Consider the following 23,748-nt stretch of genomic DNA (forward strand, 5'->3'; position numbering starts at 1 on the left):
TCAAGGCTAGTGATCCATTGGGCTTGAATGGGCGGTTGCGGCTGGAATGAGAGGAACGCTCCCAGCCATCGGCGCCTCCCCGCGGGGAAAGCGGGTTGCTTTACTCAAAATAGCGTTCAATGGCCTCCTTCAACTCATTGTACAGCGGAAGCGAGTGTTTCGCCAAATAGAGCAAGAGCGCTTCCACCATAAACGGCCTAGCCGCCTCCCCTTTCTCGATCTCTTCCTTCAATAAGTGCAGCGAGCGAAGAATGTCGTCTTCAACCGGATGCATCGCCGCCATGCGCTCTAAACAGCTGATGGCTCGTTCTTTCCATTGATTCCGCTCTTGGGTCGCCGCAGCAATGTAATCCGCCATCATCGTTTCATCGAGCAACCCCGTCTTGCCGTCAAGCAGGCTGGCAACGATGGCATCAAGCCGATCGAGCAAGAATGGGGCAAGCTTCTCAGGAAGCAGCGGCTTTCGGTCTACCGCCAAGTAAATCAGATACTCTTTCAGCATTCCGTTGAGCATCGCCGCGCAATCAAACGAAACCGGACGCACTTGTTCGCCGTATATGTCTTCAATCGCCCGGCGATACCAGTGGAGCGTATGGGCGCGGATGCGAAACACCAGATGCTTCACCTCATGGCTCACCTTCACGGCTTGTTCGCCCAACTGCATTTGCACCAGCTCTTTATGTTCGTCAAACAGCTGGATTTGTACAGTCAACTGGCGGCAAAACCGCTCGCGCGCGGTTAAGGCGGGATCAGTCTCGATTTGTTTAAGCTGCTGAAACAGCATTTCATAATGATAGCGGAAAATCGATACGGCCAACTCTTCTTTTGATTTGAAATAATTGTAAATCGAACCTTTGGCTACACCGCTCCGCTCGGCAATTTCCTGCATGGAGGTGGCGTGATAGCCTTTTTCGGCGAATAATTTCATCGCAGTTGCAATAATATCCTCTTTCCGTCCCAATGTTTTCTCCTTCCTTACCCCATCATTTATTGTCCATTATAGTCGATCGTACAATGAAAAAAAATGCCGGACGGCCCGTTATCCGGCCATCCAGCCCTGTCATTTCGCCATCGGTTCGCCTTTTGCCGTCCGGAAGAAAAACGCCTCATACATCGCAGGAATGAACACAAGCGTCAATAACGTCGACGACGTCAGGCCGCCGATGACCGTGATTGCCAGACCTTTGGAAATCAAGGTGCCGGCTTCATTCGTCAGCGCAAGCGGAATGAGCGCTGTCACGGTCGCAAAGGCCGTCATTAAAATCGGCCGCAGCCGCGTTTTGCCGGCTTCAATGATGGCGCTTCGCACCGTCATCCGTTTTTGTTCGCGGTTTTGCCCGATTCGGTCCACCAACACGATCGCATTGGTCGTCACAATGCCGATCAGCATCAACAAGCCGATCATGACGCTGATGGAAAGCGGCTCATCGGTCACATACAAAGCGAACAGCGAACCGATGGGAACAAACAAAAGCGAAGATAAAATGATCAGCGGCACCCGCACTTTGCCAAATGTAATCAGCATCGTCAAATACACAAGTCCGATGGCAGCCGCCATGGCCACGCCGAGCTCGCGGAACGTCTGCACCGTCTCGTCGCTTCCGCCGCCCGTTTTCACTGTGACATCGGATGGAAGCTTCAAATCGTTTACATGTTTGGTAACATCATTCGTTACTTTCTGGATGTTGTCACCGACAATTTGGGCGGATACGCGGGCAAACACTTTTCCGTCCAGCTTTTGAATGGATGTATACACTTGCGCCTCTTTCACTTCGGCGACAGCCGAAAGTGGAATCACTCCATTTCTCGTCACAATAGGAAGCTCTTTCAACTCATCGATCGATCCCAACGTTTTATCATACGAAAGTTCGACTTGCTCATCCTTGCCGCCGAGTTTCAGCGTCCCCACATCGACCGGTTTGGTCGCATCGGCCACCGCCCCGAGCAATTGCATGCCCGAAACGCCATAAGTTGCCGCCTTTTCCGGATCAATGGCGACAATCACTTGTTTTTGCTTTTCCGTCAAGTTATTCGTCACATCTTTGACATCATCGCGCTGTTTTAAATACGTCTCGACCTGTTTGGCTGCTGTTTGGAGCGCCTCCAAATCATTGGAGTATAAATCAATATTCACGTTATTATTCGTTGGCGGCCCTCCGCTCGACATCTCTTGCACGCCCACTTTGGCTCCTGGCGCGAGTTGATTCGCGATGCGGCGCATTTCTTTTTCGAAAACGGCCACGGTTTTCGCGGTGTCAGCGCTGTCCTTTAATAGAATATAATAGCTGGCTTGATTGGGCCGTTTCAATCCTGTGCGGAAATCGCGGCTTCCCACCGCGGCGGTGACGCTCTTGACATCGCTTCGTTTTAAAAACATCTTTTCCATCTCCAGCGACACATCATTCGTTTTGGCCACCGATGTGGAAGCTGGCAGTTCGATGCTCGCCACCAGCGTTTTCTGCTCTTCGTTCGGCAAAAACGTAAATCCAAGTTTCGGCACGAGCGCCAATGAACCAACCAATAGCACAACCGACAACACAAAGACAATCGCTTTATGGTTGAGCGCCCATTCAATGATTCGGCCATACAGACGCTGAAGCGCTCCTTCCTTTTCCTCGGGCGGAACACGACGAAACGAAAATTTGGCTAAAATGGGCACAAGCGTCACGGCCACCAACAGAGAGGCCAGCAGGGCAAACGTAATCGTCAAGGCAAATGGAAGGAAAAATTCCCCTGTAATGCCCCCAACAAGCCCGAGAGGCAAAAAGACGACAACCGTTGTTATGGTCGAGGACACAATCGCTTTGACAATTTCTTTCGTTGATTGCTCGACTAAATCATCGCTCATGCCTGTTTTCTCCCGGCGGACGCGGCGGAAAATATTTTCGATCACGACAATGCTGTCATCCACAACGCGGCCGACGGCGACGGCCATGCCGCCAAGCGTCATGACATTGAGGGTAATGTCCATCCGGTTGAGAAAAATGGCCGATACAAGCAGCGAGAGCGGAATCGAGACGATTGCAATCACGGTCGCCCGAACGTTGCGCAAAAAGAGCAATACGGCCAACGAAGCGAACAGCGCCCCGAGCAGCCCTTCACGGACAAGCGATTCGACGGATTGTTTAATGCCAGCTGACGAATCAAACCCGATGGAATAATCAAACTGATGTTTGTAGGAATTCAGCACTTTTATGACTTGGTCTGCCACTTCAATCGTATTGGCATCTTGTTTTTTCGTCACCGCCATCGACAGCGATGGCTTCAAATTATAGCGGGTGAATTCGCTTTGCTCGTTGACTTCCTCAATCGTCGCAATATCCCCCAACTTGACGGGCGCAACGCGCTGCAATCCATTTGCCGCCATAGGAACAGCCGTCGGCACGAGTTTCAGATTTTTCAACTCATGGATGGTACTCAATTTTTCTTCGACGCGAACCGGAATTTGCCATGTATCCGTTCGCAGTGTTCCAGCCGGGAACACCAACACCTTTTCGTTGATTTGGTTTTTAATCTCTGACAAGGTCAATCCCGCCTGAGCGGCCTTTTTCCGGTCGACTGTGATCCGGATGAGGCGCTCGCTGTCTCCGCCGATCGAAACGGAGTTCACCCCGTCGATTTTATTCAGTTCTGGAATCACTTCGGTTTCCAGCAACGTTTGCAGATCGGTTCCGTTTTTGGCGAACAAGGAAATGTTGAAAATCGGGATGGAACCAAATGAAAACCGATTGACTTCAGTTTGTACATTGTCGGGCAATCCTGCCTTATCAATGAGCGATTCGACCTGCCGCTCCATTTTCTCCATATCCGTCCGAAACGGAAATTCAAGATTAATAACGGCCATTCCTTCATAGGAAGAACTCTGCATTTGCTTAAGCCCGTCAAGGGACTTCAGTTTTTCCTCGAGCTTAGTCGTCACTTCCTCATTCATGTCTTGCGGAGAAGCCCCAGGATAGACCGCTTCAATCGACAACTGGGGAAATTCAATGTTCGGCAGCAAATCAACCTTTAAGGAGGAAAAGGAATACAGCCCTAAGAGCAACAACAAAAACGAACACACAAACACGGCTGCCGCATTTTTCAAACTGAACCTAGTCAAAAACGTCATCGTGCCACCTCTCATCCTACGATTTTGACCAATCAGTCTAATTATTTTGAACTGACCGGTCATACAAAACTACTTCTATAATACATGAAAATGGGAAAAATGAAAAGGGAGAAGTTTAAAGTGGAAATCAAACGGAAAAACTATGACCATATCAATATTACCATTTGATGGGGTGGACAACATGAAAACAAGACAGGATGCCTGGTCACACGAAGAAGATGTACTGTTGGCTGAAACGGTGCTGCAATATATACGCGAAGGAAAAACGCAACTTGCCGCTTTTGAAGACGTTGGGAGACAACTGCACCGCACAGCGGCAGCATGCGGATTCCGTTGGAACGCCGAGGTGCGCAAACGGTACCTTGAGGCGATTGAACAGGCAAAAAAGCAGCGGAAAGAACGGAAACGGGCGCTCGAAATGATGAAAAAGTGGCAAAAAGACAACACGGTTGCTGCTTGGAGTCCTTCTGGAGAACGGGACAACGCCGAAGGGTCATCGCCTTTTCTCCCGGCGGCCCCATTGACACTGGAGCAGTGCATTTCATTTTTGCAAACATTGCGGCGCGGCATCGAGGAGATGGAAGCGATCCGCCAGGACAACGAGCGCCTGAAACGCGAGCGGGCGGAATGGCAGGCGCGGAACGAACAGCTTGCTCAAAAACTCGAACGCCTTGAAACGAGGCAGACCACCGTGCAAGAAGATTATGAGGCGCTCGTGAAAATTATGGCCCGCGCCCGCCAGCTCGCTTCCGAAGAAGGCGACCGCTTCTCTCTTGCCCAGCTGTTTGCCACCGAGGCGAACGGATCGAACGAATCGCTCGCCCATTCATAAAAAAAGAAGGTGCCCCAACAAGCATCGGGACACGTTTTCACCGCTGGAACGACGGACAACGCCCGCTAACAAACCGGTGAATGCACCGATGTTCACAGGAATCTCCACCTTCCCATTTTGTTCGAAATGAAGGTGGAGTAGTTCAATCGTCGCCAACGCGCCTTATGGGAATTCCCTCTAATAGACGATGAATCACGTAGGAAGCCATAATGAGCCCGGCAACCGATGGAACGAAAGCATTCGAAGACGGCGGCATTTTCGCCTTGCGGATCGGCGAAGCGTCATTGCCGACGACCTGGCGGACATCTTCGCGGATTTTCACCGGCTTCTCGTCGGAAAAGACGACCGGAATGCCGCGGCGGATCCCTTCTTTGCGCAACTTGGCGCGGATGACTTTCGCGATCGGATCGGTGTGTGTTTTCGAAATATCGGCAATGCGGAACCGGGTCGGATCCATTTTGTTCGCCGCACCCATGCTGGAGATGATCGGAATGCCGCGCTTGAGGCATTGTTTCATCAAATGCACTTTGTACACAATCGTGTCGGACGCATCGATGACAAAATCCAGATCATAGGCGAAAAACTGCTCATACGTCTCTTCCGTATAAAACATTTGCAAAGCGATCACCTCGCACGCCGGGTTGATGTCGGCGATGCGCTCTTTCATGAGCTCCACTTTCGGACGCCCAATGGTCGAGAGCAACGCATGAATTTGCCGGTTGATGTTGGTGATATCGACGTTATCGCGATCAACAAGCACCAATCGGCCAATGCCGGAACGGGCGAGCGCCTCGACGGCGAACGACCCAACGCCGCCGACGCCAAGGACAGCGACGGTGGCGTTTTTTAAGCGTTCCAACCCTTCAGGGCCAATCGCGAGTTCATTGCGGGAAAATTGGTGCAGCATCGTTCTCCTCTCCGTTTGCTTCAAAATTGTTGTTTATGCCGCTTTTTATCCTACCATCAAGACAGCAAAAGAGGCAACGGCATTTTGCTGGCAAAACAAAACCCCTACACGGCCATCCGCATAGGGGAAATGTTGTTGACTCCTTGATGTATGCCAGTCCCAATCGTGCCGTCGATGCCTTCGTTTTGAACCCGCTCTCCCATAGGTGGGTGCCCTGTTCCAAGGTTTGCGCTTCCCCTGTGACGAAGAGGCGTGCACGCCGCTTGGAAACCCCGAGCTCCCGGATCATTAACTGTTCGGTCAAAACGATCGGTGATTCGACGAACACATTAGGACGGTTTGTTGCTTTGATTGTATCATATTTTTGAGAGTTTGTGAACACTTGCCGCCGATCTTTCCAGCAGCGCCATTATTCTTTTTCCGGAAGCACAACCGCCAAGTGCAACTCCTCGAGCTGCTTGGCGCTGACCGGCCCCGGCGCTTTGGTAAGCAAGCAGCTCGCGCTCGCCGTTTTCGGAAACGCGATCGTATCGCGCAAGTTCGTGCGCCCAGCGAGCAACATCACCAGCCGGTCGAGGCCAAGAGCGATGCCGCCGTGCGGCGGGGTGCCGTATTCAAACGCCTCAAGCAAGAATCCGAACTGGCGGCGCGCCTCTTCCTCGCTGAACCCTAAAGCGCGGAACATTTTTTCTTGCACGTCGCGCTCAAAAATGCGGAGCGAACCGCCGCCGAGCTCATAGCCGTTTAAGACGAGGTCGTACGCCTGCGCGCGGACGGCGCTTGGGTTTGTCTCTAACAGCGGAATGTCGTCGCGCACCGGCATCGTAAACGGATGGTGGGCGGCGTAATAGCGCCCTTCTTCTTCGTCATATTCCAAAAGCGGCCAATCGGTCACCCACAAAAACGCGAACTTCGCTTCGTCGATCAAGCCGAGCTCCTTGCCAAGCTTCAGCCGCAACGCGCCGAGCGCCGCGGCGACGACCGCTTTTTCGTCGGCGACAAACAAAAGCAAATCTCCGTCTTCGACAGCGAGCACTCGACGCAGCGCCGCCTGTTCCTCATCGGTGAAAAACTTGGCGATCGGTCCTTTCAGCTCTTCGCCTTCGGCTTTGAGCCAAGCGAGCCCTTTCGCCCCGTAGCGGCCGGCAAATTCGCCTAAGGCGTCAATATCTTTACGCGAATAGCAGGGGGCAGCGCCTTTCGCGTTGATCGCCTTCACTTGGCCTCCTTCTTTGACGGCGCGTGCGAACACTTGAAACGCTGAATCACGGACGATTTCCGACACGTCAACAAGTTCCAGGCCAAAGCGCACATCCGGTTTGTCAGAGCCGTAGCGGCTCATCGCCTCGTCATACGTGATGCGCGGAAACGGGCGCGGGATGTCGATCCCTTTTGCCGCTTTCACGACCGCGGCCATCATCCGTTCGGTTAAATCGATAATATCCTCTTGTTCGATAAACGACATTTCGATGTCGATTTGCGTAAATTCCGGCTGGCGGTCAGCGCGCAAATCCTCGTCACGGAAGCAACGGGCGATTTGGTAATACCGTTCCACGCCGCCGACCATGAGCAGCTGCTTAAAAATTTGCGGCGACTGCGGCAAGGCGTAAAATTCGCCCGGATGGACGCGGCTTGGCACTAAATAGTCGCGCGCCCCTTCCGGCGTGCTTTTCGTCAACATCGGCGTTTCAATTTCCAAAAAGCGTTCGCTATCCAAAAAGTCGCGCACCGTCTTTGTGATTTTGTGCCGAAGCGCCAATGTTTGAAACATCACTGGGCGGCGCAAATCCAAATACCGATATTTTAAGCGCACGTCTTCCGCCGCATCCGTGTCATCGGAAATCGCAAACGGCGGTGTTTTTGCCTCGTTGATGATCTCGATTCGTTCCGCCTGGATTTCAATGCGGCCGGTCGCGATGTTCGGATTGACCGTCTCCGGCGCGCGGGCGACGACCGTTCCTTCGACGCTTAAAACATATTCGCTCCGCACGCGCTCCGCTGCCGCCAGCGCTTCAGCCGACACGTCCGGGCTGGCGACAACTTGGACGATGCCCGTTCGGTCGCGCAAGTCAATGAAAATGAGGCCGCCTAAGTCGCGGCGCTTTTGCACCCAGCCTTTGAGCACGACACGCTCGCCGACGGCCGTTTCCGGCACTTCCCCGCAATAATACGTCCGTTCCATTCGCTCACTCCTCCTTCCCGATCCGTTCAAGCAAAAAGTGCGGCAATTCGCTAAGCGGCACGTTCGTTTGCTCGCCGCTCGCCATATGCTTCACCGCCGCCGCCTGTTTTTCAAGCTCTTCATCGCCGATGATGGCGACAAACGATGCCCCAAGCCGGTCGGCTGCCTTCAGCTGCGCCTTCAGCTTCCGATCCAAATAATCTTGATCGACCCTCAATCCGGAGCGGCGCAATGCATAGACGAGGCGAACCGCTTCATCTTTCGCCCGTTCGCCGACGGCGACGACATAGCAGTCAAGCCCTTTTTCCACCGGCAATTCCACTCCTTCGGCGTCAAGGGCGGCCAATAGCCGCTCGATGCTCAAGGCAAAGCCGATGCCCGGCGTCTCCGGACCGCCGATTTCTTGGACAAGCCCGTTGTAACGCCCGCCGCCGCACAGCGTCGCCGCCGCGCCGAATCCTTCGGCCTCGCTCATAATTTCAAACGTCGTGTGGTTGTAATAGTCAAGCCCGCGCACGAGCCGCGCATCGATGACAAACGGGATGCCGAGCGCTGTCAAGTATTGTTTCACTTTCTCAAAATAGGCGCGCGATTCGTCATTTAAATAGTCTAAAATCGATGGCGCCGTCGCCATCAGTTCGTGGTCGCGGTCTTTTTTGCAGTCGAGAATGCGAAGAGGATTCATATGAAGCCGCGTCTGGCAGTCCGGGCACAGCTCGTGGATGCGGTTTGAAAAATGGCGAACAAGCGCCTCGCGGTGCGCCCGGCGGCTGTCAAGATCGCCCAAGCTGTTAATGACAAGCCGAATCCGTTTTAATCCGAGCGCTTCGTAAATATGCATCGCTAACGCCATCACCTCGGCGTCAATCGCCGGGTCGCTGCTGCCGAGCGCCTCGACGCCGAACTGGACGAACTGGCGGAACCGTCCCGCTTCCGGCCGCTCGTAGCGAAACATCGGCCCGCTGTAATACAATTTCAGCGGCTGGTTTGGGCTGCCGTACAGCTTATGCTCGACAAACGCTCTGACAACCGGCGCCGTTCCTTCCGGGCGGAGCGTCAGCGCGCGGCCCCCTTTGTCTTCAAACGTGTACATCTCTTTTTGCACGATGTCGGTCGTATCGCCGACGCCGCGCAAAAAAAGCTCCGTATGCTCAAAAATCGGCGTCCGAATTTCCTGATACCCATACCGGCTGCAGAGGCTGCGGGCAATGTGCTCGACATATTGCCATTTTTCCGAGTCACCCGGCAGCACATCTTGTGTCCCTCTTGGAATTTGAAAAGCCATGCTCATCCTCCTTTGCCCAAAATAAAACGCCCTTGTCCCTGTGATCGATAGGGACGAGAGCGTCATTCCCGCGGTGCCACCCTAATTGAAGCCGATCCGGCTTCCGCTTGTCGCCATTAACGCATGGCACACGTTCCCCTTTACTGGCGCAAAGCGCGTTCAAAGGGAAACCTACGGAGTGTCTTTCGTTAAGCCATCATGGAGAAGCGCTCGCAGCCTTGGGCGCTTCCTCTCTGGCCATGTGGGCCTTAACTACTTTTCTCCATCATCGGTTGTTCCGTATGAGAAAGATGTAATTTTATATTACGGACAATCTCGCCCGTTTGTCAAGTTGTCCTAGCGGCTGCGATCCATGGTTTTTCGCAAAGAGAAAAACCTTGATGTCTTTTTTCACCTTGTAAAAAAGAGAGCCGATTCGTTGAACCGCCCCTCCATGGGATCGAAGAGGCGGTTCACCTTCGGCCCTCTTAATGGCGAATCAAATAATCGAACGCGCTTAACGCTGCGGTTGCACCCGAGCCCATCGAAATAATGATTTGCTTATAGGCGCTGTCCGTGCAATCGCCCGCGGCAAAGACGCCTTCAATGTTCGTCGCGCCGCGTTTATCGACGATAATTTCACCGAAGCGATTCCGTTCCACCGTTCCTTCCAACCATTCGGTGTTCGGAACAAGGCCGATTTGCACGAACACGCCTTGCAATTCGATATGGTGTTCTTCCCCTGTTTCCCGGTCGATGTACGTCAAGCCGTTGACTTTGTCCGTGCCGGTAATTTCCGTCGTTTGCGCGTTTTTGATCACCGTTACGTTCGGCAAGCTGTACAAACGGTCTTGCAAAACAGCATCCGCCTTGAGTTCAGGGGCGAACTCAAGCAGCGTCACATGGCTGGCGATGCCAGCCAGGTCAATCGCCGCTTCGACGCCGGAGTTCCCGCCGCCGATGACCGCCACGTGTTTTCCTTCAAACAGCGGGCCGTCGCAATGCGGGCAATAGGCGACTCCTTTGTTTTTGAACTCTTCCTCGCCCGGCACGCCAAGGTTGCGCCAACGGGCGCCTGTCGCGATTACAACCGTTTTGCTTTTCAACACAGCGCCGTTTTCCAACTCGACTTCAATCAAGTCTTTTTTCTCGAGCCGTTTTGCCCGCTGCGAGCTCATGATGTCGACGTTGTATTGCTTCACATGTTCTTCAATGCTAGCCGCAAGCTTCGGCCCTTCCGTATATTTGACGCTGATAAAGTTTTCAATGCCGAGCGTATCTAAAATTTGTCCGCCGAAGCGCTCCGCGACAATGCCGGTGCGAATGCCTTTGCGCGCTGCGTAAATGGCTGCTGTCGCACCCGCAGGGCCGCCGCCGATCACCAACACGTCGAACGGCTCTTTGTCGGCGAAGGAAGAAGCATCCGGCGCGCTCCCTAATTTGGCGAGAATGTCTTCAATCGACATGCGGCCGCTCGCGAACAGCTTGCCGTTTAAAAATACCGTCGGTACGGCCATAATCCCTTTTTGCTCCGCTTCTTCTTTAAACGCCGCCCCGTCGATCATCGTATGCGAAATGTTCGGGTTTAACACGCTCATGATGTTGAGCGCTTGCACGACGTCCGGGCAGTTATGGCATGTCAGGCTGACGTACGTTTCAAAATGGTGCTTGCCCTTGATTTGCTGGATGCGGTCAATCACATCTTGATCGACTTTCGGCGGTCTTCCGCTGACTTGAAGCAGCGCAAGCACCAAGGACGTAAACTCATGGCCTAGCGGGACGCCGGCGAAGGTGATCCCCGTGTTTTCGCCGACCCGGTTGACGCTGAAGCTTGGCGTTCGTTCCAGCTTCGCTTTTTCGACTTTGATTTTCGGCGACATCGCCGTTAATTCATCGATTAAAGCAAGCATATCGCGGGAAACGTTGTCGTCTCCCGCGCTTACCGTCAAGACAATATCATTTTCAAGCAATTGCAAATACTGGGCTAGTTGCGCTTTAATGTCGGCATCTAACAGCATCGCCTAAGCCTCCTTAAATTTTGCCGACAAGGTCAAGGCTTGGCTTCAGCGTTTCCGCCCCTTCTTTCCATTTCGCCGGGCAGACTTCACCCGGATGGTTGCGCACGTATTGGGCCGCTTTAATTTTATCAATCAGTGTGCTGGCGTTGCGGCCGATGCCGTCCGCGTTGATTTCGACCGCTTGGATGACGCCGTCCGGATCGATGATGAACGTGCCGCGCTGCGCCAACCCTTGTTCTTCGTCAAGCACATCAAACATGCGCGACAATTGATGCGAAGGATCGCCGATCATCACGTATTCGATTTTGCTGATGGCTGGCGATGTATCGTGCCATGCTTTATGAGTATAATGTGTATCGGTCGAAACCGAGTACACTTCCACGCCAAGTTCTTTAAACGTCGCGTAGTGATCTTGCAAATCTTCGAGCTCCGTCGGGCAGACGAACGTAAAGTCCGCCGGATAGAAGCAAACGATGCTCCATTTCCCCATGAAGTCTTGCTCTGTCACTTCGATGAATTCACCGTTGTGATACGCTTGGGCACGGAATGGTTGTACTTTTTTCCCAACCAAAGACATTGTTTCATCTACCTCCTGTGACTGTTAGTTTATAATAATTTTAAACCAATACTTATTATCATATAGCGGCATATGTTTGTCAATACATATGCAATTGAATTTTTTCTTCTACCGAGCCGGATCGGTGTTGAGCGGAATGCGCAGCGCTCGCAGGGATGGGCATTTTTATTCGCAGCTGTTTCGTCTGAACGGCCACACCGCCTCGGCCCATGAAACATCCGCACGCCGCGTGCGCTCCTTCCAACTCGCCATGTTTACGGACGGAGCTGCTGTTTTTTCAACATTTGTACGTCTTTCGGCGCCACACCGAATTCAGTTGCCAACTCAAACGCGCTATATTGGGCCTCGAGCCGCACCCATTCGTAAAAGTCGGCGGACAGCACATCATTTGTCCGGTGCGCCTGCTCGCCTCTTTTTGTTTGCCGCATCGCGCTCCTCCTTTCTCTATCGCCGCACTTGTTTTCATCTTTCCCATTTTTCGCCGAAAATAAAAAAGAAACCGGGAAACTTCATCTGTTTCCCAGTTTCTCGCTGCTGTCGATGATCAAGGTGACTGGCCCGTCGTTTGTGAGCGATACGTCCATCATCGCACCGAATACGCCGGTTTCTACATGAACGCCTCTTTCGCGCAAAGCTGCGTTGAACGCTTCATACAGCGGCAAGGCATGGTCGGGTTTTGCCGCCCCCATAAAGTTCGGGCGCCGCCCTTTCCGGCAGTCGCCATAAAGGGTGAACTGCGACACCGACAGCACCGCCCCGCCGACGTCGAGCAAGGAGCGGTTCATTTTTCCGTTTTCATCTTCAAAAACGCGCAAATGAGCAATTTTTTCAGCCAAATAGGCAGCATCGTCCTCCGTGTCCTCGTGCGTGATGCCAAGAAGGACGACAAAACCCGCATCAATGGCACCAACGACTTCGCCGCCGACGGTGACTTTTGCCTCTTTCGCCCGCTGGATGACCGCTCTCACTCGCCTTCCTCCTTTCGCCGCCCTTAGTTGTTCATCAAGCGCTGGACGGAATAAATGTCGGGAATTTGCTTGATTCGTTCGACGACTTTTTGCAAGTGGCTCAAATTATGAATGGCGATCGTCATATGGATCGTCGCAATTTTATGTCGGTGGTCTGAGCGTCCCGAGACGGCGGAAATATCGGTGCGCGTTTCATTCACCGCCTGCAGCACCTCATTCAGCAGCCCGCGACGGTCAAAGCCGGTGATTTCAATATCGACATTGTACTCACGCTCGCCGTTTGCTCCGCTCTCCCATTCAACGGCAATCAATCGATCGGCCGCTTCTTCGGTCTTGACGTTCGGGCAATCAGCGCGGTGGACGGAAATGCCGCGGCCGCGGGTGATAAAGCCGATGATTTCGTCCCCCGGCACCGGGTTGCAGCAGCGCGACAGACGGATGAGCAAATTGTCAACCCCTTGGACGCGGATGCCGCAGTCGCGTTTTTTTCCAGCCGGCAGCTTCGCTTCGGAGACCGCTTCCGCCAACTTGCGCTGCTGCTCCTCAAGGTCGCGCTGCTTCCGCCATTTTTCCGTCAGCCGGTGAGCGATTTGCGCGGCCGTAATCCCATGGTAGCCGACAGCAGCGTACATATCCTCTTCATTGGAAAAGTTGAATTTTTCCGCGACGCGCTTTACGTTGTCGGCCGTCATCACTTCTTTCGGCTCAAAGCCGAGGCTGCGCACCTCTTTTTCGACCATCTCTTTGCCTTTTTCGATGTTTTCTTCGCGCCGCTGCTTTTTGAAAAACTGGCGGATTTTGTTGCGCGCCTGCGACGTTTTCGCCAGTTTCAGCCAGTCTTGGCTCGGACCGTACGAATGTTTTGACGTTAAAATTTCGACGATGTCGCCCGTTTGCAGCTTGTAGTCAAGCGGCACCATTTTGCCGTTGACTTTCGCACCGATCGTTTTGTTGCCGATTTCCGAATGGATGCGGTAGGCGAAGTCAATCGGCACCGATCCGGCCGGCAGCTCGATGACATCGCCTTTGGGCGTAAAAACGAACACCATGTCGGAAAACAAGTCCATCTTGAGCGATTCCATGAACTCTTCGGCATTGCTGGCGTCATGTTGCCACTCCAAAATTTCCCGGAACCAAGACAGTTTTTCTTCAAATGAGTTGGGTTTGATCGTCTTTCCTTCTTTGTACGCCCAATGGGCGGCGATCCCGAACTCGGCGATTTGATGCATTTCAAACGTGCGGATTTGCACCTCAAGCGGTTCGCCTTTTGGGCCGATCACCGTCGTATGGAGCGATTGGTACATGTTCGGCTTCGGCATGGCGATGTAGTCTTTGAAGCGGCCTGGCATTGGCTTCCAGCACGTATGAATAATGCCGAGCACAGCATAGCAGTCTTTGATGCTGTTGACGATGATGCGGACAGCGAGCAAATCGTAAATTTCGTTGAACTGTTTGTTTTGCATCACCATTTTTCGGTAAATGCTGTAAATATGTTTCGGGCGCCCGGAAATTTCGCAAGGAATATGCACTTCGTTGAGCCGTTCGCGCACTTCTTGAATGACTTCCTCCAAATATTGCTCGCGCTCAGCCCGCTTTTTCTTCATTAAATTGACGATGCGGTAGTATTGCTGCGGGTTTAAATAGCGAAGCGCCGTATCCTCAAGCTCCCATTTGATTTTCGAAATGCCGAGCCGATGCGCGAGCGGAGCGAAAATTTCGAGCGTCTCATTGGCGATGCGCCGTTGCTTTTCCACCGGCAAATGTTTTAACGTCCGCATATTGTGCAGCCGGTCGGCGAGCTTGATCAAGATGACGCGAATATCTTGCGCCATGGCCAAAAACATTTTTCGATGATTTTCCGCCTGCTGTTCTTCCTGCGATTTATATTTAATTTTCCCGAGCTTCGTCACCCCGTCGACAAGCATCGCCACTTCCGCGCCGAACTCGCGCTCGAGGTCTTCTTTTGTCGCCTCGGTGTCTTCGATGACATCATGCAAAAACCCGGCGGCGATCGTCGTCGCGTCCATCTTTAAGTCAGCCAAAATGCCGGCGACTTGAATCGGATGGATGATGTATGGTTCGCCCGATTTCCGAAATTGATCGCGGTGGGCGTGCTTGGCAAACTCATACGCCTTTTTCAAAAAGGCGACGTCTTGTTCCGACAAATAACAGCTCGCTCGTTCAAACACTTGCTCCGCTGTCAGCACTTGTTCATTGGCCATAGGGTTGAATCACCTTTTTAATCGATTAAAATTGAAGCTGCAAAGCACAGAGGTCCGTTGCGTTCATACGGTTAATAAGAAAGAGCACTCATGTGTGAGTGCCCCTTTTTTCTTTATTGTATCCGAAGATGCGAACAATGTCGACTGTTTAAAACTGCATCAGCGTCAAAATGTCGTAGCCTTCCAACTTTTTGCGGCCGCCAAGCTCGGTGAGCTCAATCAAAAACGCCAATCCGGCCACCACTCCGCCGAGCTGTTCCACCAAATCGATGGTTGCCCGCATCGTCCCGCCCGTCGCCAGCAAGTCGTCGGTGATCAACACGCGCTGTCCTGGCTTAATGGCATCTTTATGCATCGTCAAGACATCGGTTCCATATTCGAGGCCATACTCAACGCGGACGACTTCGCGCGGCAGCTTCCCTTCCTTGCGCACCGGCGCAAATCCGACGCCAAGCGCATAGGCGACCGGGCAACCGATGATAAAGCCGCGCGCTTCCGGACCAACGACGATGTCGATTTGTTTTTCGCGCGCATATTGAACAATTTGGTCGGTCGCGTATTTGTACGCCGGACCGTTGTCCATCAGCGTTGTAATATCTTTAAACATGATGCCCGGCTTCGGGAAATCGGGCACAATCGTAATGTATTGTTTTAAGTCCATGATACGTTTGCCTCCTCGTGCGTTTGCGAACGTGTCATTTCCGCCAAACAGCGTTTCAATTGCTCGTAAGTGGAATAGACTAACTGATGCTCCGCCTCGAGCTCGTCCCGCCGCCGGCGGTACGTCGGCGATTCGTGCAAATCGCGCTTCGCCGGCTGATGAACGAGCGAAATGACGCCGTTTTGTTCGCTGATAAAGTCAAGCTCTAAAAATACTTTCGCCATAAAATGAACCGTCTCTTCCGTCCAACCGCGGGCGCGGGCCAGCTCACCGCCGCGCTTGGCGAGCGGAAACGAACGGTGTCGATGCAAAAAGGCGTAAAACCATTTAAAATGGTCGCGCGTCGGAAACGTGCGGAAAAATTGCGCCTCGGGCTGAGCAAACACCGCGTAAATGCGCGCCGGCCGCCCGTTGCTAAGAAGCGCCGACAACAAGGCCAGCCGCGGCGGCACGTCAAGCAGCACGACATAGCGGTCGTCAATCGATAAGGCGCCCGCCTCTTCTTCGGTCGGCACGCAATGAAGCTCCCTGCGAAATGGCGCCACGTCCGGGCGCTGCCCGGTTTCGCAGCGAAAGGAGACGACTAGCCACTTCTCTTTTGGCAGCCGCTCAAGAAGCGGACGGACGTCGCGGCAGCCGCGGACGTCAAACAGCTGGCAGTCGCTGACCGCCAGATCACACAACGACAGCTGCGGCTTGGCGAACCCGTTCCATTCGTTCACCGACAGCTCCCCGACCGCCGAAATGCGCGCATCCGGAGCGATTTCTTCGCATAACGGCCCGAGGCCGAAGCCGATGGCATCGATCGCGGCCCCGTCTTGGGAAAAGACGGCTTTCATATGGGCTCCGTTCGCCCCGACGCGCCGCATGGTTTCAACCGACGCCCCTTCAATGAGAACAAGCGGCCGCGGATTGCCGACGCCAAACGGAGCGAACCGCTCAAGGCCGCGGGCGGCCGACAGCGTCAACTCAGCAATCGAACAGGAAGCATCAATGAACGTCGGCGGCGTAAAATCGCCCTCAGACAACGTTTCGGCGGCGATGGCGTTCAGCCGTTGCCGCAATTCTTCGACATCATCAAGCGCCAATGTCATCCCCGCCGCCATCGGGTGGCCGCCAAAGTGCGGCAACAAGTCGCGGCATTGCGACAGGCTGGCGAATAAGTCAAACCCATGAATGCTGCGGGCTGACCCTTTGGCGATCCCTTTTTCCCGGTCGATCGAAAGCACGACCGCCGGGCGGTAAAACTGCTCGACAAGCTTGGAAGCGACAATGCCGACCACTCCGGCATTCCATCCTTCGCCTGCCACAACCAAGACGCGATGTTCCTCAGGAGGGAATTGGCGGCGCACCATGTCCACCGCTTCTTCAGCGATTTGTGCCACAAGCTGCTGACGTTCGCGGTTTAACTCGTCCATCTCCGCCGCCAGCTGCACCGCTTCGTTCTCATCGTCCGTCATTAAGAGCGCCACCGCCGGATCGGCGCCGCCTAGGCGCCCCGCCGCGTTCAAGCGCGGAGCGATGACAAATCCGACCGTCTGTTCGTTGATGACCGCCGCATCGACGCGGCATTGCCGAAAAAGGGCGCGCAACCCGATGCGATCCGTCGCCCGCAGCGCTTCAAGCCCTTGTGCGGCAAAGAGGCGGTTTTCCCCAACAAGCGGAACCAAATCGGCGATCGTGCCGATCGCGACCAAATCAAGCAAATGGCGCGGCACCCGCCCAAGCAAGGCATGAGCTACTTTAAACGCAACGCCGACGCCGGCTAAATCGCGAAACGGATATGTACTTCCCGGCTGCTTCGGATGAATGATCGCATACGCCTTCGGCAGCACCGGACCTGGTTCGTGGTGATCCGTTACGATGACATCCATCCCCCACTCGTTGGCGGCCGCAATTTCCTTGACCGCCGCAATCCCATTGTCGACGGTCACAATGACGGAAACGCCGCGCTCTTTCGCGGCGCGAAACGCCGCCATGTTCGGCCCGTATCCTTCCGTAAATCGGTTCGGAATGTAGAACTCGACCGACGCCCCCGCCTCCTTGAGAGCACTCACCATCACCGACGTGCTGCAAACGCCATCGGCATCGTAATCGCCGTATACCAACACGCGTTCACCCGCGTCGATCGCCCGCTTTAGACGCCGAATCGCTCGCTCCATCCCGTCAAGCAAAAACGGATCATGAAACGGTTGTTCAAGCGGATTGAGAAACGCCGCCGCCTCCGAGGCCGTCCGCACCCCGCGGCGGACGAGAAGCCTTGCCAATAAGGGCGTGACGCCGGCTTCCTCAGCCAGCCGCCTCACCGCCTGCTCATCGAGGCGCTCCACCTCCCAACGCGTTTTCGCTTTCAACATGTCTCCCACCTCAACTCTCCTTATTATACAAAAAGGAGAAAAGGGCAGGCAACGACATTACAGTTTTTTTTCCGGGTTGTACGGGTTGATGTGAACCATGACATTGCGGACGCGCGGCGGCCCGCAGCCCGACCCAAACGGCGAACGAGCCGGCAACATCGGACGCTGAATGGGCGGCATCGGCGATCAACGCTTGGCTTTGGCTCCATACGCCGACCGCCGCCTTGACGGCGGCCAGCGCCATATTGCCAACAATGCCGACCATCGCCGCCGTTTTTGCCTGCCTGAATCGCTGTTCGTTTTCCATGACCATTCCTCACCTTTCTGTCTGGCAGCCCCGCGTGTTGTCCATATTGCCTCGAATCTTAGTGTATCCGTTTTCTATTTACAGCATCGACGGCAAGAAAAAAGCGCTGGAAAAAACATTCCCGTTTTTTCCAGCGCCGCCATTACACCTGCGGTTCGGCCTCGGCCGCCGCTTTTTTGGCTCCTTTTCCTTTTTTGAGCTCCTGGCCCTTCCAAACGACCCAAAGCTGCGAAGCGATGCAAAGCGACGAATAGACGCCGCACACAAGTCCAACGAGCAAGGCAAGGTTGAAGTTGCGGATGGCTTCGCTGCCAAAGATGAGCAACGCGATGACCGTAAACAAGACGGTCAATACCGTGTTGACCGAGCGCGTAAATGTTTGTTGCAACGCCCGGTTGACGATATGCTTCAAGTCGTCGACCGTTTTCACTTTCCGCTTTTTCATCAAATCCCGGATGCGGTCAAACGTAACAATCGTGTCGTTGATCGAATAGCCGATGATCGTCAGCACCGCGGCGATGAATGTCAAATCGACCTCAAGGCGCGTCAAGCTGAACACGGTAATGATAAAAAACGCATCGTGCAATAAGGCGACAATGGCTGCGAGCGCCATTCGCCACTCAAAGCGAATCGTCACGTAAAGAATGATGCCGATGGATGAAATAAGCACAGCAATGAGCGCGTTGCGGGCCAGCTGCTTGCCGACGACCGGAGAGACGGTGCTGATGTTTGGTTCGTTGCCATACGCTTGCTTCAATTCATTTTTCAGCTTGGCAATTTCTTGCTTATCGAGCACGCCAATCAAGCGGACGACGCCTGTTTTCCCGTCCGTGCCGGACAGGACGACATCCTCCGGCTTGTAGCCGAGCCGCTCGAAATAGCCGCTCAACTCTTTAGCGTCGATCGGCTGGTTGCTCGTCACCTCAACGCGCGTTCCGCTCGTGAAGTCAATGCCAAGATTCAGCCCCAGGGCAAACAACGAGATGACGCCGGCGATCGTCAATGCACCGGAGAAAATGAAAAACTTTTTGCTATGTTTGACAAAATCCCAACGGTCAAACTTCGTCGGCACTTCCGTTTCCTCAGTCGTTTCCGCAATGTTTAAGATTTCCGACTTTTTGACGCCAAACCACTCCGGTTTTTTATCGAACCAACGGCTTGACACAAGCAGGCCGAGCAACAGCCGCGTGCCGTAAACAGCGGTGAGGAAGCTGACAACAATGCTAATGATGAGCGTCGTCGCAAACCCTTTCACCGAGCTTGTCCCGTAAATAAAAAGAACAGCGCCGGCGATGATCGTCGTAAGATTGGCGTCAAAAATTGTCGCAAACGACCCGCGGTTGCCGGCGCGGAACGCCGACAGCATCGACTTGCCGAGCTTGAGCTCCTCTTTGATCCGTTCGTACGTAATAATGTTGGCGTCGACCGCCATCCCAACCCCTAAAATAAGGGCGGCAATGCCCGGCAGCGTCATGACGACATTCATCCAATCAAACAAAAGCAAAATCAAATAAATGTACACCGACAGCGTAATGACAGCGATGATCCCGGGAAGCCGGTAAAACCAAATCATAAACAAGAAGATCGCCGCCACGCCGATGATGCCGGCCAACACCGTTTTTTGCAGAGCGTTTTTCCCAAACTGGGCGCCGACGGACGTCGAGTAAATTTCATGCAGTTCGACCGGCAGCGCGCCGGCATTAAGCAAATCAGCCAGCTGTTGCGCTTCTTTGACCGTAAAATTGCCGACGATCGACACATCCGTCTGATTGAACACTTGGTTGACCGAAGCAGCGGAAATAAATTTCGGATCAGTTTTGCCCGCTTCTTTCCGGTAGGCGTCCACCCCTTCTTTAAAATCGAGCCAAATGACTAAAATGTTGTTTGGCGGCCCCATTTTATATACTTTTTCCGTCACTTGACGGAACTTGTCGGCGTCTTTCAATTTCAGAGCGACGCTCGGCCGGCCGTTTTCATCAAACGACAGCTTCGCTCCGCCTTGGACGAGGTCGCTCCCGTCCATGAGCACGTTGTCATTGACGTCGCGGAACGTCAATTTCGCCTGCGTGGACAAAATTTCGCGCGCCTCATTTTGGTCTTTCACCCCGGCGAGCTGGACGCGGATGCGGTTTCCTCCCTCGATGTCAACGCGCGGTTCGCTGACGCCAAGGACGTTGATCCGTTTATTCAGCGCGCTGACGGTGCTTTGCAGCGTCTCTTGGTCAATCTTATCGCCTTTTTTGGCCGGTTTCACTTCATACAGCACTTCAAAACCGCCTTGCAAGTCAAGGCCCAGTTTGATGTTATGTACAATTCCTTGAATCGTCGGCCCCATCACTCCGGCAAACAAAAGCAGGAGCAGAAAAAAGGCGACGATGCGGCTTCGTTTTACCATTCTCCTTAAGATCCTCCTTCAACTTGCCTCGGCGCCGTCCGCCGCAGCGCCAAGCAAAACATTGGCCTCGCCTTCCATTATGAAACAGCAGCCGGCAAGTGTCAATTTTCCACTATAACAATTCCTTTAAAACCCGCTCCAACTCATCATCGCCGGCCGCCTGTTGTTTATATGAACGCATCGTCAAAAATGTCATATACTCGCCCGGCGAAAGGGAGAAAATGTCGCTGACCAACTCATGCAGCCTTTTTTCCGCCGGCCGATGTTTCCACTTGCGGGAGCATAAACATTCCCACAGCCCGTCCATCGTCACTTGCGTATAGCCGAGCAGACGAAACTCGTCATACTTGCACTCGAGCGCTGGCATGAGCTGTTCGCGCAGCTTCCGGTTTTCATCCATCCCCCATCCCCCCTCATGTCCATTGCCGCCGGCCAATCTTGTCATGCTTGGCCATGGGCCTTGCATATATTGTATAAAAGATGGAGGCATTTGAGAAGGCAGGGGGAGAAAATGTCCAAATTTTTACAAGGTACGGTCATTTTAATCGCCGCTGGCTTTGTTACGAAAATTCTCGGCTTCATCAACCGAATTGTCGTCGCCCGCATGATCGGCGATGAAGGAGTCGGGCTGTACATGATGGCCGTGCCGACGCTCGTTTTGGCGATTACCGCGACGCAGATCGGTCTGCCGGTCGCCATTTCCAAACTCGTCGCCGAAGCGGAGGCAACCGGCGACCGGCAACGGGTGAAAAAAATTCTCGTCGTGTCGCTGGCCACCACCGGCGCGCTAAGTGTCGTGCTCCTGCCGATGCTCATCGCCGCCGCGCCGTGGCTTTCGCGGACGATGTTTACCGACCCGCGCACGTACTATCCGCTCCTTGCCATCGCTCCGGTCGTACCGATCGTTGCCATCTCTTCGGTGCTGCGCGGCTACTTTCAAGGGCGCCAGCAAATGAAGCCGTACGCCTATTCGCTCTTGTTGGAACAAATCGTCCGCATCAGCTTGATCGCCTTATGCACACGGCCGCTTTTGCCGTATGGCGTCGAGTATGCCGCCGCCGGCGCCATGGCATCTTCCGTTCTCGGCGAGTTGGCAGCGTTATTGTATTTGCTGTTTTTATTTAAGGTTAAAAAATCGATTCGCCTGCGGACAAAGTTTTTTCACTACGTCCAAGCCGGCAAAGAGACGTTCGTCCGCCTCATGCGCATTGCCTTGCCGACAACCGGCGGTCGTTTGATCGGCTCGCTTTCTTGGTTTTTTGAGCCAATCGTCGTCGCCAACAGCTTGGCGTTGGCCGGCGTCGCCGCCTCCACTGCCACGAGGCAATACGGACAGCTTGTCGGCTACGCGCTGCCGTTGTTGACGTTGCCGTCGTTTATTACGTACGCGCTCTCGACCGCACTTGTGCCGGCCATCAGCGAAGCAATGGCGCAACGCAAGCTGCTTTTGGTCGAATACCGGATCGCCCAGGCGATGCGCTTGTCGCTTGTCACCGGCGGCCTTTCCACCGTCGTTCTTTACTTGTTCGCCGAGCCGCTCATGCGCTGGATGTACGGCACAAGTGAAGCCGCGATCTTTATTCAAGTGATGGCGCCGTTTTTCTTGCTTTATTATTTTCAAGGCCCGCTACAGGCGGTCTTGCAAGGGCTGGACTTGGCGAACGCCGCCATGACGAACAGCTTGATCGGAGCGGTGGTGAAGCTCGCGTGCATCTTCGCTCTCGCCTCACAGCCAAGCTTAGGCATTATGGGCGCGGCGCTGGCAACCGCGGTCAGCACTGTGCTTGTGACGCTGCTTCACTTTGCCACGGTCGTCAAGGCGGTGTCTTTTTCCATCGATGGGCGCGAGTACATCAAAGCGCTTGGCGCCATCATCGCCGCCGGCGCGGTTGGCTATGCTCTGTCCCGTCATCCGCTTTTGGCCGTACCGTCGCCGCTTTTGACGCTACTGGCCATGGCGGCGACAGCCGCCCTATATGCCGCCTGCCTCGTTCTGTTCCGGCTCATCCGGCGCGAAGAGCTCGTCTATCTTCCGGGGCTGCACTGGCTGGCCGGCAAAAACAAGCGAAAATAAACGTCTAAACCTGTCCGGCGCCGAATATATTGTGGTAAAAAGCGTTTTGGCCAAGGAGGGATTGCGGTGTCACGGCTTGGCAGCGCACTGGTGTATGGAATCGCCACAGTTTTTGTGTTGGCGGCGCTCGTCAGCTTCATTTTTTCGTTGCTGCTCAAATGGACGGACATTCACGAATCGTCGCTCACCTGGATCGTGTTTGCCGCCTCGGTCGTCTCGCTGTTTATCGGCGGCGTCGTCGCCGGCGGAAAAAGCCAGGAAAAAGGATGGCTCTCCGGCGGGCTGACCGGCCTCTTATTTACAGCGATCATCTTTTTGTTTCAATTTCTTGGCATGGAAAAATCGTTCACCGCCGAGCAATGGCTGTACCACCTTGCCTTTTTCGCCGCCGCTTCGCTAGGCGGCATCGTCGGCGTCAACTTGTCGCCGGCGCGCCGTGAGCGGGCGTAGACGGCAAGTCAGCAAAAGAGGGTGTCCCAAAAGGATCGGGACACCCTTTCTGATTATCGTATCACAATCTCTAAGATATGTTTTTTTAGAAAACACAACCTTTTGAGATAGCCTCTTTTTTGCTTCAGGCGCCACCGGCCGCGCTTTCGCTACGCCTTGCTTTCCGCCACCACTTCTCTCACCGCGGAGCGGTCGAACGTCAGACGCGTGCCATCGCCGGCGCGAACGATGATTTTGTCCTCATCGACCGAGTCGATGATGCCGTGCAATCCGCCGATCGTGATGATTTTATCGCCTTTTTTCAAATTCGCCTGCATTTGCTGGATGGCGCGTTGCCGCTTTTGCTGCGGACGAATGAGCAAAAAGTAGAAAATAATGAAAAACAGCACGATCGGCAGCAAGTTGGCGATCGTTGCGTTCATGCAA

18 protein-coding genes, 1 other RNA gene, 1 pseudogene and 1 other annotated feature are annotated in these 23,748 nt (G+C 54.0%); of the genes and pseudogenes, 3 read left to right on the plus strand and 17 right to left on the minus strand.

What is annotated here, in order from left to right:
• Window positions 1-100 precede the first annotated feature (100 nt).
• Complete coding sequence (locus tag B1A75_RS00320) at window positions 101-961, minus strand: TetR/AcrR family transcriptional regulator (RefSeq protein ID WP_074042763.1); 861 nt, start codon at window positions 959-961, stop codon at window positions 101-103.
• 99 nt (window positions 962-1,060) lie between these two features.
• On the minus strand, window positions 1,061-4,108 hold the full coding sequence (locus tag B1A75_RS00325) for an efflux RND transporter permease subunit (protein ID WP_079935545.1): 3,048 nt from the start codon (window positions 4,106-4,108) through the stop codon (window positions 1,061-1,063).
• A gap of 181 nt (window positions 4,109-4,289) precedes the next feature.
• Between B1A75_RS00325 and B1A75_RS00330 the strand changes: the two genes are divergently transcribed.
• Entirely contained in the window at window positions 4,290-4,940 is a 651-nt protein-coding gene (locus B1A75_RS00330) for an RsfA family transcriptional regulator (RefSeq protein ID WP_074042765.1), read from the plus strand.
• Window positions 4,941-5,082: 142 nt separating this feature from the next.
• Here B1A75_RS00330 and B1A75_RS00335 read toward each other — a convergent pair whose 3' ends face one another.
• The 14 genes and pseudogenes from B1A75_RS00335 to B1A75_RS00395 form a co-directional block, all read right to left on the minus strand.
• On the minus strand, window positions 5,083-5,847 hold the full coding sequence (locus B1A75_RS00335) for a tRNA threonylcarbamoyladenosine dehydratase (protein ID WP_014196406.1): 765 nt from the start codon (window positions 5,845-5,847) through the stop codon (window positions 5,083-5,085).
• Between the two features lie 152 nt (window positions 5,848-5,999).
• A non-coding RNA gene (gene ssrS / locus B1A75_RS00340) (6S RNA) lies at window positions 6,000-6,186 on the minus strand.
• Window positions 6,187-6,256: 70 nt separating this feature from the next.
• Complete coding sequence (gene aspS, locus B1A75_RS00345) at window positions 6,257-8,029, minus strand: aspartate--tRNA ligase (RefSeq protein WP_074042766.1); 1,773 nt, start codon at window positions 8,027-8,029, stop codon at window positions 6,257-6,259.
• A gap of 4 nt (window positions 8,030-8,033) precedes the next feature.
• Window positions 8,034-9,314, minus strand: a complete 1,281-nt coding sequence (hisS, locus tag B1A75_RS00350; protein ID WP_074042767.1) for a histidine--tRNA ligase — start codon at window positions 9,312-9,314, stop codon at window positions 8,034-8,036.
• 46 nt (window positions 9,315-9,360) lie between these two features.
• Window positions 9,361-9,592, minus strand: a binding site (T-box leader).
• Between the two features lie 189 nt (window positions 9,593-9,781).
• On the minus strand, window positions 9,782-11,311 hold the full coding sequence (gene ahpF, locus B1A75_RS00355; RefSeq protein ID WP_074042768.1) for an alkyl hydroperoxide reductase subunit F: 1,530 nt from the start codon (window positions 11,309-11,311) through the stop codon (window positions 9,782-9,784).
• A 13-nt stretch (window positions 11,312-11,324) separates the two neighbouring features.
• On the minus strand, window positions 11,325-11,888 hold the full coding sequence (ahpC, locus tag B1A75_RS00360) for an alkyl hydroperoxide reductase subunit C (RefSeq protein WP_074042769.1): 564 nt from the start codon (window positions 11,886-11,888) through the stop codon (window positions 11,325-11,327).
• 254 nt (window positions 11,889-12,142) lie between these two features.
• Window positions 12,143-12,316, minus strand: coding sequence for a hypothetical protein (locus tag B1A75_RS19685; RefSeq protein WP_167367362.1), 174 nt, complete (start codon window positions 12,314-12,316; stop codon window positions 12,143-12,145).
• Between the two features lie 81 nt (window positions 12,317-12,397).
• Window positions 12,398-12,856: a D-aminoacyl-tRNA deacylase gene (dtd, locus tag B1A75_RS00365; RefSeq protein ID WP_079935546.1), complete on the minus strand. Its 459-nt coding sequence runs from the start codon at window positions 12,854-12,856 to the stop codon at window positions 12,398-12,400.
• 23 nt (window positions 12,857-12,879) lie between these two features.
• A complete protein-coding gene (locus tag B1A75_RS00370; RefSeq protein WP_074042771.1) occupies window positions 12,880-15,078 on the minus strand; it encodes a RelA/SpoT family protein in 2,199 nt (732 codons plus the stop codon).
• Window positions 15,079-15,226: 148 nt separating this feature from the next.
• Window positions 15,227-15,739: an adenine phosphoribosyltransferase gene (locus tag B1A75_RS00375; protein ID WP_013144641.1), complete on the minus strand. Its 513-nt coding sequence runs from the start codon at window positions 15,737-15,739 to the stop codon at window positions 15,227-15,229.
• Window positions 15,730-18,096 (minus strand): single-stranded-DNA-specific exonuclease RecJ, encoded by a 2,367-nt coding sequence (gene recJ, locus B1A75_RS00380; RefSeq protein ID WP_074042843.1) that lies wholly within the window; start codon window positions 18,094-18,096, stop codon window positions 15,730-15,732. The genes B1A75_RS00375 and recJ overlap by 10 nt, the downstream gene beginning before the upstream one ends.
• A gap of 106 nt (window positions 18,097-18,202) precedes the next feature.
• Window positions 18,203-18,403: pseudogene (locus B1A75_RS00385) on the minus strand (cation efflux transmembrane domain-containing protein); the annotation flags it as partial.
• Window positions 18,404-18,545: 142 nt separating this feature from the next.
• The gene (gene secDF / locus B1A75_RS00390) at window positions 18,546-20,798 is read right to left on the minus strand and encodes a protein translocase subunit SecDF (RefSeq protein ID WP_079935547.1); all 2,253 of its coding nucleotides are present in this window, start codon (window positions 20,796-20,798) and stop codon (window positions 18,546-18,548) included.
• A gap of 112 nt (window positions 20,799-20,910) precedes the next feature.
• Window positions 20,911-21,198, minus strand: coding sequence for a post-transcriptional regulator (locus B1A75_RS00395; RefSeq protein WP_079935548.1), 288 nt, complete (start codon window positions 21,196-21,198; stop codon window positions 20,911-20,913).
• Between the two features lie 111 nt (window positions 21,199-21,309).
• Between B1A75_RS00395 and spoVB the strand changes: the two genes are divergently transcribed.
• Together spoVB and B1A75_RS00405 are read left to right on the plus strand one after the other, a co-directional pair.
• Window positions 21,310-22,872, plus strand: a complete 1,563-nt coding sequence (gene spoVB, locus B1A75_RS00400) for a stage V sporulation protein B (protein WP_079935549.1) — start codon at window positions 21,310-21,312, stop codon at window positions 22,870-22,872.
• A gap of 66 nt (window positions 22,873-22,938) precedes the next feature.
• A complete protein-coding gene (locus B1A75_RS00405; RefSeq protein WP_079935550.1) occupies window positions 22,939-23,322 on the plus strand; it encodes a TIGR04086 family membrane protein in 384 nt (127 codons plus the stop codon).
• Window positions 23,323-23,471: 149 nt separating this feature from the next.
• On the opposite strand, the gene yajC is transcribed toward B1A75_RS00405, so the two are convergent.
• Window positions 23,472-23,744: a preprotein translocase subunit YajC gene (gene yajC, locus B1A75_RS00410; protein ID WP_066228708.1), complete on the minus strand. Its 273-nt coding sequence runs from the start codon at window positions 23,742-23,744 to the stop codon at window positions 23,472-23,474.
• Window positions 23,745-23,748 lie beyond the last annotated feature (4 nt).

The organism is Geobacillus sp. LEMMY01, from assembly GCF_002042905.1.
GTDB lineage: Bacteria > Bacillota > Bacilli > Bacillales > Anoxybacillaceae > Geobacillus > Geobacillus proteiniphilus.